Here is a 12,118-nt window from a genome sequence, read left to right as displayed (position 1 = left end):
TAGGGCGAAACAGGAATTAGTAAGCACTGCAAATATCTTATTGACCAAAATACTACGAATGAATATTTTTAAGAACACTATAAAACACCTACCAAATGGAAACCATTTTATTAGACTTAGCGGAGCAAGAGGGAGTGGAGCTGCTCACCATCCGTGTTCCGTATGATCCAATTTTGATTGCAGCAGTTAAGAAAATCCAAGGTGTACGATGGGATCCAGATCATCGTGTATGGAAAGTTCCTCCCCGAAAAGGCTTGCTCATGGAACTCAGAAATAGTTTTGGAGAAAACGCCAAGCTGGACGAAAGTGAACTTAGAAGAAAATTAAATCAAGTTAAGGAGCAACAGAGGTTTCGACATGCGTATGACCTTCCTTTGGAAAGATTTTCGGCATGGCTTAAGAGCAAAAGGTACAGTAAAAATACTCAGAAGACTTATCTCGACGCAATAGGTGTTTTTCTAAAATTCATGAAAGGCAAACCTATCAATGAGATCGTCCTGGAGGACATCATAAGGTTTAATAACGATTACATTCTTTACAAGGCTTATTCTTCTTCCTATCAGAATCAAGTAGTCAACGCATTAAAATTGTTTTTTCGGGTGGAAGAAAACAAGTTAATAGATCTGGAGGAAATACATCGTCCCAGACGTTCCTTTAAATTACCTAACGTACTCAGCAAAGAAGAAGTCAGGCAGATTCTCGACAGTTTAAAAAACCTTAAACACAGAGTAATGCTGAGTCTCCTTTACGCATGTGGCTTAAGGCGAAGTGAGTTACTGGAACTTAGATTAACGGATATAATGATCGATCGTCAGTTGTTGCTCATTCAACAATCCAAAGGAAATAAAGACCGGGTGGTACCACTCAGTCAGAAATTGCAGGGCCAAATGGAAGAATATATAAAAACATACAAGCCGAAGCATTACCTTTTTGAAGGACAAAATGGAGGAAAATACAGTGAGACCAGTATTGCCAAGGTACTTAAGAATGCTCTTGTGGAAACTGGAAATCAAAAGGCGGTAAGTCTGCACTGGCTCAGGCACAGTTACGCGACCCATCTTTTAGAAAGTGGAACAGATCTTCGTTATATCCAGGAATTGCTTGGGCATAAAAGCAGCAGGACCACAGAGATCTATACCCACGTCAGCCAGAAAAAAATACAGGGCATCCGAAGTCCATTTGACGATTTGTAAAAAGATATCCAATACTAAAAGTGTACATAGCTTACAAAAACAGTAGACTTTGTTTACTTTTGGTGTACATTATAGGTCATTCAAATATATGAACCGTCAAATCCTAAAGAAATAAATATTAAATTACTTATGTATAAAATCATTAAAATATATAACCAATTTATAGGTTTCCAGAATTAATCATACACGTTAAATTATATGAACAAGTCAAAACTTCTATTTTTCATTCTCTTATTCCAACTTCATTTACAAGGTCAGACTATTAGCAGTTTGGGGACGAAAGGAATTGTAGAACTTGAATGTATTCAATCAAAAACAACAAATACGTTTATTGTTGCTTCCATGGAGCGTATCAGCACACAACCTAATAACCGAGAACGTACACTAATACATAGAAGTATCGATAATGGTATGACCTGGTCGGTTATTGATTCCATAGAACCAAGAAATCTGGAAGCAACAGTTGCTGATCCAGTATTAGCACATGATGATGTTGGTAACTTCTATCTAATCGTAATGCGAGTAATTTCGTGGGATGACTGGATAATAGATTTGGAACTCTATAAATCAATAGATGATGGATTATCGTGGAAATTTATTAGTAAACCGTATCATGATGGTAAGGCATCAGATTACCCTCAATTAATTGCAAAAGGCAATGGAGAACTTTTTTTAGTTTATAATTTAGCTGATTTTGTAATTCAGCCATGGGATGTCAAAATAAATTTTACGAAATCGGTAAATGGTGGTGAAACATGGAGCACTCCCCATTCATTTCTTATACCACAAGAATTTTTTAATTTCAATACAGGACCTGACATTAGTTGGGGCAAAAATAAAAAATTATTTGTTACTTTCGGAAGTGTTGTACATAACCAAATATATCATTTTACAAGTAATGATTTTGGAGATAATTGGTCGAATATTTCAATCTCAAATAATTCTACCACTATATCAAACAATATCACTAAGCCCATATCACATACTAACTTTAATTTTGCTGGTGTGTTGTCCCACGAACCGCATGAAACAAATACTCCAATTACTTATCACAGTTTCATTGATGAAAATTGGAATTCGATCAAATTATCTGATGGTGCTTATGCCCAAGGTTATATCACTAGTGATGGTAATGTTCATGTCATTTATAACCAAAAAGAATTTAATACTTTTAATCTCAAATATGTCTTTTCTGAAAATAAAGGAAAAACTTTTTCAACTCCAATGGTTCTTTATTCAGCCGAATACACAAATGATGAATTAGGAGAATACCAATCCTTAACGTTGGGTAATGATGGTAATTTTTATTTAGCATTTTGTGATTGGGCGGATAATTCAAAAGCCAAAATGTTAGTATTCTCTTCAAGAACTACAGGAACAGAAAATATTTTTCAAAATAACTTTCAAATTTGGCCAAATCCCGCGTCTGACAAATTGAATATTAAACTTGAAAACCCATTAATTACTGAAAGCATATTATTAATTAGTTCTGATGGGCGGTTAATAAAAAAATTAAATGTTGAATTAAGATACAATTTATATGAAATGGATATTTCAAATATTTCTAAAGGTATGTATTCATTTATAGTAAAAGAATTCAATAGGGTTTTAGTTCAAAAATTAATAGTACTTTAAAAGTCGGCACATCGATTACTAAATGTATTATGAAACTAAAAACGACCTATAACACAGCACTGAACAAAATCCGCTTTTTAAAATTTTTTGATTAAATGAAAATACAAAAGTTTGGCTTAAATTTCTACCTTTGGCTGCAATGCCAGCGGACTTCGTCAGTGCTAAACCGTTAGCACCAATTTTATGACAGACCAACAACTCGAAATATTATTGACAGAAAGATGTAGGACTCTTGACTTAACAAAGACTGCGTTTAACAATCTTGAACAAATATTCAAAGACAATGAAGGCGACATAGACTTTTTAGGAGGCTTTGAACAAAATGAAATTAAAGCAATATTTGACAGGTTTGAATATCAAATTGACAGACGACACGGAGGTTCAATTATTAAAACCCGAATAGGACTTTATTTCGAAAACACAAACCAAATTGGGCTTGACAACTTAAGACCAATTGGATATTATGCACTAGATACAGATTTTAGTGGAGCAGTTTTGGACGACTGGTTTGTTATTGAGAAAGAGAAATTTTAGTACAGACAATTAAATAGCTGACTAATGAAAAGAAAACAATGTTGACGACAAAAAAAGTACGAAATGGAAATAAAAACTGGTGCTAACAGCACCTACAAGAAATTGGCGGTTCAGTGGTTACATGAAGTTTTGTGCTTCGTATCAAGTGTAGTGGTGGCAGACAGTTTTCGTCTCCGAAATCGCCAACTTCTTGTAGCCGCAAATCGTTACCAGTAATGCTATGACGACAGTGCAACATCAAACGACAGTGCAAAAAATGAACAGAAAAGCCAACGCTTCAGCAAAATCAAAAGAGGTGCAACGCCACCCACAAGCCGACACACAGTTGCACCACATTTGCTTTTGCCCAACCGCACTCCGTAACCTGACAACTTTTCGTTTCTAATGACAGAGAATGAAAAAATATTAGCTGGACTTTTACAAGGTGTTCATTCGTGGACTGACCTGAAACCGAAACTTTCAGAATATAACACATCAGCCACAGACACAACCGCCAAGACAACAAGAGCAGGAAAATTATTTGAATACTTTACAAAACTTTGTTTTCTCCATGACAGTGAATTTGCAGCAGAATACGACTGCAAAGACGTTTACCTCTATGAAGAAATACCAACCGACCTAAAACAAAAACTAAACTTACCGACTGTTGAACACGGTATAGATTTACTAATTGTTGACCGTGACGAAAAAGTAATTGCAATTCAGTGCAAATTCAAGAATGACGAAACAGTAAAACTCAATTGGAATGCTGACAAATTGGGCAACTTCTTTGGCTTTGCCCGAAACGCTGACTTGCATTGTGTTTTTTCAAATTCTTCTGACATCACACAAGTTGCTCAAAACTTAACTGACAACTTCAAATTTTTCAGTTACTCACATCTTCAAAATATTTCAGCAGCGACCTTTGAGAAAATGAGAAACGCTTTAATCGGTGAACCGATTAAAGAAATCAAAAAACCAACTCCGCACGACTACCAACAAGACGCAATTGAAGCAGTAGTAAATCACTTTAAAGACAACGAAAGAGGGCAATTGATTTTGCCCTGCGGAGCAGGCAAAACATTAACCTCTCTTTGGATTAAGGAGAAACTACAAGCTACAAACACTTTGGTTTTAGTTCCTTCATTAGCATTGTTGCGACAAATCAAAAGCAATTGGAACGAAGCATACAACACAAAATTTATTCGCTTAAATGTTTGTAGCGAAAAAGATATTGATGCAGACATTGACAACGATATTGCAATTACACACACTTACGAAATACCAGGGAATGTAACATCTGATAAAAATCTTGTTGCTTCCTTTTTGCAACGACCAGAAAACAAGGTTGTTTTTTCAACCTATCAATCTTTACAGGTTGTTGTTGATGCATTACAAGTAGTTCCAGACTTTCAATTTGATTTGATTATTGCAGACGAAGCCCACAAAACAGCAGGTTTTGAAGACCTTAATAAATTCACTTTAGTTCACAACAAAGAAAAAGTAAGAGGCGTAAAACGCCTCTACATGACAGCAACTCCACGAATTGCTTCGCCTGAATTGAAAGCAAAACATACAGGGAGAATTACTTTTTTAAAAGACATGAGCAATCCTAAAGTTTACGGTAAAGAAGCGTATCGTATGACTTTTGGAACGGCAATCACGAAGAAGATTTTAGTAAACTATAAAATCATTGCTGTTGGTGTTTCAGACAGCGATTTAAAGAAATACATTGAACGAAATATTCAGTTGACCAAATCCGAAAGTATAACTGACTATGCACACAATTACGCATTGAATATTGTAATGGAAAAGTATAAAGCATTTCATGCTTTAACTTTCCATTCTCGTATCAAAAACGCTTTTGCCTTTGCTGCACGACACAACAGATTAGTTCCTAATGCAATTTCAACTTCAATTAGCGGAACTCAAACGACAAGCGAAAGGGAAATTATTTTGAAAGCGTTTGAGCAAGCCGACAAAGCTGTTGTTTCTAATGCAAAGTGTTTAACCGAAGGTGTTGATGTTCCTGTAATAGATGTTGTTTATTACAGCGACCCGAAGAATTCAAAAATTGATATTGTGCAATCCGCAGGAAGAGCCTTGCGTAAAGCCAAGCACAGAAATAAGGAAATGGGTTTTATCGTTGTTCCCATTTTTCACAAGGACAGAGAAACAGTAGAAGATGCAATTGAAAAAAGTGATTACAAAAACTTAATTACAGTAATCCGTTCACTTTGCGACCAAGATGAAAGACTTGTTACTGAAATAAACGAATTGGCGTGGGAAAAGGAAAACAGAAAACAAAAGGCAACCATAGAATTTACCTTCTCAGATGACCAAACTGAACGAGTAATTCAGTTTGAACAAATTCAAGAGAAACTTAAAAATGCTTTGTTCAACCAAGTCATTGAAACGCTAAAAGACAGTTGGGAAATTCACTACAAGGAAGTTGAACAATATTTCAAAGCCAATGGAAACTCCAACATTCCAGCCCGATACAAACTAAAGAACGGTTTTGGATTAGGAACATGGTGTGTAAGTCAAAGAGTGAATTTCAATAAAGGACTTCTCTCCGATAGCGAAATAAAAAAACTTGAAAAAGTAAATTTTGACTTTGACCCTGACAAGTCATTATTTGAAAGCGATTACAAATTATTGTTAGAATACAAGGCTATACATGATAATGTAAACGTTCCAACAATGGGAACTACCTTAGGAAGAAAAGTAAATAGATTGAGAATTAATTATCGCAAAGGATTGCTAAATCCTGAAAGGGTTGAGCAATTGTTAGCAATTGGATTTCAATTTACTTTTGAAGAAAGTAAATCATGGGAAGAAAGATTTGAAGAACTAAAAGAATATTATGAAAAACATAATACTAAACAAGTTAGTTCAGCAATAAATCTAGCATTATATTCTTGGGAAAGACGACAACGTGAGGCAAACTCAAAACAGAAACTTGATAGAGAACTTGTTCAAAAACTAAATAGTATAAACTTCGATTGGAGCTTTAGTAATGACAAAAAAGTAACATTAAGTTGGCAAAAGAAATATGAATTGTTATCTGAATATTTTAAAACTTACAATTCAGTAAAAATCTCCAAAGACCATCCTCAATATGAAATATTAAAGCAGTTTGTAAAAGAATTAAAATATAGTAATTCAAGAAACAGACTAAATGAAACCAAACTCAAATTATTAGCAGAGATTGGAATAAAATTAGAAAACACTAAGAGAGAATTTTTTGATTGGGATGTAATGATAAATCGCCTAATTCAATATAATCAGACTAACGACAATTTCTTTGTTAAAAAAGCAATTGACAAAGATTTATTCAATTGGCTTCATAGGGTTAGGCTAAAATATAGAGAAAACCAGTTAGACGATTTACAAATAAATTCTATCCTTAAAACAGGATATGTTTTCAATACTTACAAAAAAGTTGAACATGAAAAAGAGATTGGAACACAAGAAAAAAACTGGCAGCAAAATTATAATCTATTGAAAGAATTAATTGAAAATGGGAACTCATTTGCAAGTATGGCAGAAATAAATCCAATTTTAAATGGTTGGATGCAAAATCAAAGATTTATTCATAGTAGAAATAAATTAAAACCCCATAGAAAAGATTTACTAGACAAAATCAATTTCCCATTTGAAAAAGGCGGTGGAAAGTGGAAGGGAACAAGAAAATCTGGTAGAGTAAAGTCCGAAATAACGCCACTAGATTGGAAGTTAAATTACAATCAACTTTTGCTATTCAAAAATATTCATAGTCATTTGGATGTTCCGAGTAAAGAGAAGGATTTATACAGATGGATGCAGATACAACGAAAGTCGTTTAGAGAAGATATTTTAAATGATGAACAACTCAAGCTATTACAGGATATTGCATTCCCTTTCAGTATAAGCAAAGAAATTCAACTTGAAAATAATTGGAATTCGCAATATGAAGATTTAGAAAAATTGTTCAAAGAACAAGGAAATAATGAGATTAAAAGAAATCACCCGTTATACAAATTTGCTGCTAGTCAGCGAACTGCATATAAGAGGAATAAACTACTTCCTGCAAGACTTGATAAATTAAAAGCTATTGATTTCAATTTTGAAACAAATCGTTATGAAAGATTTGATTTAGCATGGATGAAGCGTTATGAAGAATTAAAAAAATATAGTATCGCTAATAACAATTGTAACCCTTCTGCAAAAACAGGAAATTACAAGTCTCTTGGCACTTGGGTTCTTGGGCAGAGAATGGAGAAAAAGCAAAATAAATTAGACGATTTTAAAATTGAATTATTAAATGAATTGGGGTTCAAATGGAGTGAAGACATAATCAATGAAGGGAGTAAACAAGACGACATCAAGTGGTTGAAGAAGTATAACATACTATTAAAATTTAAAGAGTTAAACGGCACAACAATAGTTCCACAACACAATAAGGAAATAGGACGCTGGGTAAATGACCAAAGAGTAAATTATAAGCGTAATAAATTATCGCAATTCAGATTTGACAAACTAAATGAAATTGGTTTTGTGTGGGATGTCAAAAAAACAAATAATATTACTGTATAATAATGCATAGTGAATTTAATATATACTTTGACACGCCTAAGACTTTTGAAATTCAAAATATTAAACCACTTGCAGGTTTGGTTGGACTATATTTTATCTTCACAACAGACTGCGAAATTCAATATCCATTCAAAAAATCAAAATTACTTTACATCGGAATGAGTGAGAAAAAGACGAACAGTATGGGAAGTAGGCTGACTGGACACTTTGAAGGAAAAAGTAAAAACTTAGGACTTGTAAATTATAGAAAAGTAGGTCAACTTAAATTCACGATAATAAATTTTGAAATGCTTAAAAACTTTTGGGAATTTAGAATAGAAGATTTGGAAAGCTATTTTATACTTGACTTCGTTGAAAAATATGGTGTTTACCCGATTTGCAATAACAAATCAGGATTTGAAATTTTAGAAAAAAAGATAAAAGCAAATTTTGTAATTGACTGGAAATATTTTGAATAACAACAAATACTATGGACGATAAAATAAAAAGTGGTAAGGACGTGATTGATGATTTTTTTGCGGAAATCTATAACATTCCGAATGCAGACAAAAAGACCGTTGACGCAATAGTTGAGCTTTATAGTCAGGGAAAACTTTCTGATAAAAATGTTCAAAATACTTTGGACGAAATTGTTCAGAAGGAACTAAAACAAATTGACAAAGAAGATGAGTAATAACAAGATTAAATCAATAAACATCACTGGCATCAGAGGTGTTAGAGAAGGTTTAAATCTTTCTCCCGACAAGAAGTCGTTACTAATCTATGGCGACAATGGAACAGGTAAAAGTTCAATTACAGATGCTTTAGAATGGTTCTATAATGACAGCATAGAACATTTGACAGGTGAAGAAGTTGGAGGCAAGGGGAAAAACGCATTAAGAAACGTATTTCTCAATCCAAGTGATGAAGCAAAGATTGAAATTCAATATTCAAACAAGTTACTTGACAATGAAAAGTCAATAAACAATTTACTTAAAACATTTAACTCAAATAGTTCTAAGGAGTTTGCAAGTTATTTTAGTCAATCGCAATCTGAAAACTTAATTCTGCGATACAGAGATTTGGTGCAGTTTATCATTGCTACAAAAGGAGACAAACTTAAACACCTTCAAAATATAATTGGCTTCAGCCAAGTGCAAGAACTAAGAAGTTTATTAAAGCTTGTTGGCGGACGAATTGCCCGAGGAATAAAGGCTGGTGGATATAGTAATAAGCGAAGTGCTCAACAAGCCATTCTTTTAGAGAGTTTAGGACAAAACATCACATCTTCAAAGCAATTCTTTGAAACAGCTTTAAAAGTAATTGCACCGTTAAAACTTGAAAAAGAAATCAAATCTTTTAAGGATGTTAAAACAGCACTTAAATCAATTGAAACAAATGAAGAAACTAAAGTTGTTGAGCAGATTGCTTTCCACAACAAAATTGCTGATACATTAACTGATTTAGAAATTGAGATTAATAACATTCATTCTTTATACAAAGATTATTACAAATCCTATATCGCATTAAGGAAGGATGCCGATAAAATAGGTAAACTTCAATTGCTGGCATTACTCTCAGAAGGTTTAAAGGTTCTTAAAAAAGACATTGTAAAGGATGATTTTTGCCCATTGTGTCAACAAGAAAAGGACAAACTCAAACTTACACAAGAATTAAATCAAAGAGTTGAAGATTTAAAGGAAATAAAAGCGGAACAAGACAGACTCAATGAAGAATGCGAAGAGCTTACTAAGCTACTTCGTAATAATTATACAGTAATTAGCGGTTTGCTAAAAGAGAAGCATCTTGCCGAAAAGGAAAACGAAGCAACAAAAAAGAAGATTGAGCAAATTCAAAATACTATAAAAGTTATTGGCGAAGATTTGAAAAAAGATATTTTTTCAACAAACCCTTTAAAAGAGTTTTCGCTTGTCAAAATTGATGACAAAGAAATTAAGGGCTTAATTTCCAACGCCAAAGTAAAATCGAAGGCACTTGCCGATAGCATCAAAGGAAATATTAAACTGCAAATTCATACAAAGCTTTCAAGAGCATTAGATGCTTATACGGCTCATAAAAAACTTGAAAGAGAAGAGGATGTTTTAACGAAACAACAAATAACATTTGAGGCTTTATACACTGACTTTATTAAAAGACAGGAAGAAGCGTTAGAAGGTTTCTTAACAATGTTTTCGGATGAAATAAACAGCTATTACGTTGAAATGAACCCGAATGAAAAAGTTGAGGACATTCAACTTGTTCCAATCAAAGACAAAAATGATGAACTCTCTGGAATTACAATAGAATATACATTTTACAACGAAAGACAAACACCGCCAGTAGCTTTATTAAGTGAAAGCCACATAAACTGTTTAGGTTTAGCTTTCTTCTTAGCATCTGTTAAGGCTTTCAATAAAGAGAATGATTTTTTTGTATTGGATGATGTTATTTCAAGCTTTGACAGCACACATAGAACAAGATTTATTCGGCTTCTGATAAATAAGTTCAGTGATTATCAAATCATTTTATTAACCCACGAGAAAGACTTTTTTGATATTGCATCAAGTGAAGCAAAACGAAATAATTGGTTAATAACATCACTTTCTTGGACAGCGGAAAAGGGAACAACTTTTGAAACTCCGCTTGTAGATTTGAGAACCAAAATCGAAGGCAAGTTCAAAGCAAAGAACATTGACGGACTTGGCAATGACATTAGACGTTATGCTGAAAGACAATTAAAACAGATTGCATTCAACATTGAAGCTGGACTTACATTTCGTTTCAATGACAGGAATGAGGAAAGAATGATGAATGAACTTTTGTCGTCTGTTCAAAGCAGAGTGAACAAGCAATCACCAGCAGACTTGAAAACCAAAAACAACATCGACAGTATTCTGGCTTCACCAATTCTAATAGGAAATAAAACATCACACGACAATACATTTAAAGAAAACATTAACGACCTTGACGTATTTTGGGAAGACGTAAAAAAACTAATCAAGACTTTTTATTGCTCTGACGACAAGTGTAAATCGTTTGTTGCAATGAAAAACTTTGACAATGTAAAAAACAAAATTCGTTGCAATTGTGGAACGGTAAACTATGACTGGAAAAAATAAGCCAACGCATTTGGTAGCACATTTGCATTTTTTGCCAACGCAAAAGCCAAACAAAAAAATGCAAAAGAGCTACCAAGCCAACGCACCAAGACAGCAGTAAAATGGACAGACACAGCAACAACGGACGAAGAAGCACTACTGGTAACAGCGGGTTTAATAAATTGGCGGTTCAGTGGTTAAATGAAGTTCAGTTTTTCAATCAAACTTTCGTGCAGGTTGACAGTTTTGTGCTCCGAAATCGCCAACTTCTTAAACCCGCAAACCGTTAGTGGCAAGCTTACATAAAAACCTGAAAGAATGGCAATTACAGACAAAACAAGAAAAAATCTTTGGGCAAAATCAGGTAATAGATGTTCTATATGCAAAATAGAATTATTTAACAATGAGAAAAATAAAGATGAATTTAATATTGGCGAAGAATGTCACATAATTAGCAGTAAACTAAATGGACCACGATATAAAGAATATCTTAAAGATTACGATGACTTTGGAAATTTAATTCTACTATGTAGAAATCATCACAAAGAAATTGACGAATTAACTGAAACTTATACAGAAGAATTACTTCGTTATATGAAATTAAATCACGAAAATTGGGTTAAAACAACTATCAATAATGCAATTAATAAAGAGAAAGAAAGTAAGCCGAAATTTTTAGCACGAATAACATCGGGGAAAGAATTACTGAATATTATAGCGGATTGCCACGGTTATAGAACTGACTACGATGAAATTGAAAATGAAGAAGACGCAAAATACATTGGAAGTGTTTTCCAAGAATTGTCTGATTACGGCGATATTAGTGGAATGGTTGAAGCTTACGACAAAGTCCAAATGGGTTTTCAACTCAATGAACTAATAAAAGAACTTAATGAAAAAGGATACTTTCTATTTGGAGAGAAAGGAATTGAAAAAATGAAATTTAGCAATGGAGAAAGTGACAATTGGAAAGTTGCAACGCTTATAATTAAGAAAAAAGAAAGTAGTGAAATAATAAAAATTGATTTAAACGAACAAAAAGCCAGCCACTAACAGGGGTTTTGCAAAAGTGGGGCATTTGTGTTAAATTTGAGCATTAGGAATTCTAATAAACATTTGTAT

General features: G+C 33.4%; 8 protein-coding genes. All 8 read left to right on the top strand.

What is annotated here, in order from left to right; translation table 11 throughout:
- Positions 1 to 95: 95 nt before the first annotated feature.
- Positions 96 to 1,193 (top strand): site-specific integrase, encoded by a 1,098-nt coding sequence (locus IPJ53_00545; protein MBK7797577.1) that lies wholly within the window; start codon positions 96 to 98, stop codon positions 1,191 to 1,193.
- Positions 1,194 to 1,391: 198 nt separating this feature from the next.
- Positions 1,392 to 2,828 carry a T9SS type A sorting domain-containing protein gene (locus IPJ53_00540; GenBank protein ID MBK7797576.1) on the top strand — a complete coding sequence of 479 codons (1,437 nt, stop codon included), beginning with the start codon at positions 1,392 to 1,394 and terminating at the stop codon, positions 2,826 to 2,828.
- Between the two features lie 183 nt (positions 2,829 to 3,011).
- A complete protein-coding gene (locus IPJ53_00535) occupies positions 3,012 to 3,362 on the top strand; it encodes a hypothetical protein (GenBank protein ID MBK7797575.1) in 351 nt (116 codons plus the stop codon).
- A gap of 384 nt (positions 3,363 to 3,746) precedes the next feature.
- A complete protein-coding gene (locus tag IPJ53_00530; protein ID MBK7797574.1) occupies positions 3,747 to 7,919 on the top strand; it encodes a Helicase associated domain protein in 4,173 nt (1,390 codons plus the stop codon).
- A 2-nt stretch (positions 7,920 to 7,921) separates the two neighbouring features.
- Positions 7,922 to 8,377 carry a hypothetical protein gene (locus IPJ53_00525; protein ID MBK7797573.1) on the top strand — a complete coding sequence of 152 codons (456 nt, stop codon included), beginning with the start codon at positions 7,922 to 7,924 and terminating at the stop codon, positions 8,375 to 8,377.
- 11 nt (positions 8,378 to 8,388) lie between these two features.
- A complete protein-coding gene (locus IPJ53_00520; GenBank protein ID MBK7797572.1) occupies positions 8,389 to 8,592 on the top strand; it encodes a hypothetical protein in 204 nt (67 codons plus the stop codon).
- A complete protein-coding gene (locus IPJ53_00515; protein ID MBK7797571.1) occupies positions 8,585 to 11,017 on the top strand; it encodes an AAA family ATPase in 2,433 nt (810 codons plus the stop codon). The genes IPJ53_00520 and IPJ53_00515 overlap by 8 nt, the downstream gene beginning before the upstream one ends.
- A gap of 297 nt (positions 11,018 to 11,314) precedes the next feature.
- Entirely contained in the window at positions 11,315 to 12,049 is a 735-nt protein-coding gene (locus tag IPJ53_00510; GenBank protein MBK7797570.1) for an HNH endonuclease, read from the top strand.
- The last annotated feature ends 69 nt before the right edge of the window (positions 12,050 to 12,118 follow it).

Source organism: Candidatus Vicinibacter affinis (assembly GCA_016714365.1).
In the GTDB taxonomy this organism is placed as follows: domain Bacteria; phylum Bacteroidota; class Bacteroidia; order Chitinophagales; family Saprospiraceae; genus Vicinibacter; species Vicinibacter affinis.
This window is presented reverse-complemented; position numbering and strand designations above follow the sequence as displayed.

Bases quoted from the DNA above. Each gene is read 5' to 3' on its own strand.
- IPJ53_00545 (MBK7797577.1), top strand. From the start codon at position 96: ATGGAAACCATTTTATTAGACTTAGCGGAGCAAGAGGGAGTGGAGCTG.
- IPJ53_00540 (MBK7797576.1), top strand. From the start codon at position 1,392: ATGAACAAGTCAAAACTTCTATTTTTCATTCTCTTATTCCAACTTCAT.
- IPJ53_00535 (MBK7797575.1), top strand. From the start codon at position 3,012: ATGACAGACCAACAACTCGAAATATTATTGACAGAAAGATGTAGGACT.
- IPJ53_00530 (MBK7797574.1), top strand. From the start codon at position 3,747: ATGACAGAGAATGAAAAAATATTAGCTGGACTTTTACAAGGTGTTCAT.
- IPJ53_00525 (MBK7797573.1), top strand. From the start codon at position 7,922: ATGCATAGTGAATTTAATATATACTTTGACACGCCTAAGACTTTTGAA.
- IPJ53_00520 (MBK7797572.1), top strand. From the start codon at position 8,389: ATGGACGATAAAATAAAAAGTGGTAAGGACGTGATTGATGATTTTTTT.
- IPJ53_00515 (MBK7797571.1), top strand. From the start codon at position 8,585: ATGAGTAATAACAAGATTAAATCAATAAACATCACTGGCATCAGAGGT.
- IPJ53_00510 (MBK7797570.1), top strand. From the start codon at position 11,315: ATGGCAATTACAGACAAAACAAGAAAAAATCTTTGGGCAAAATCAGGT.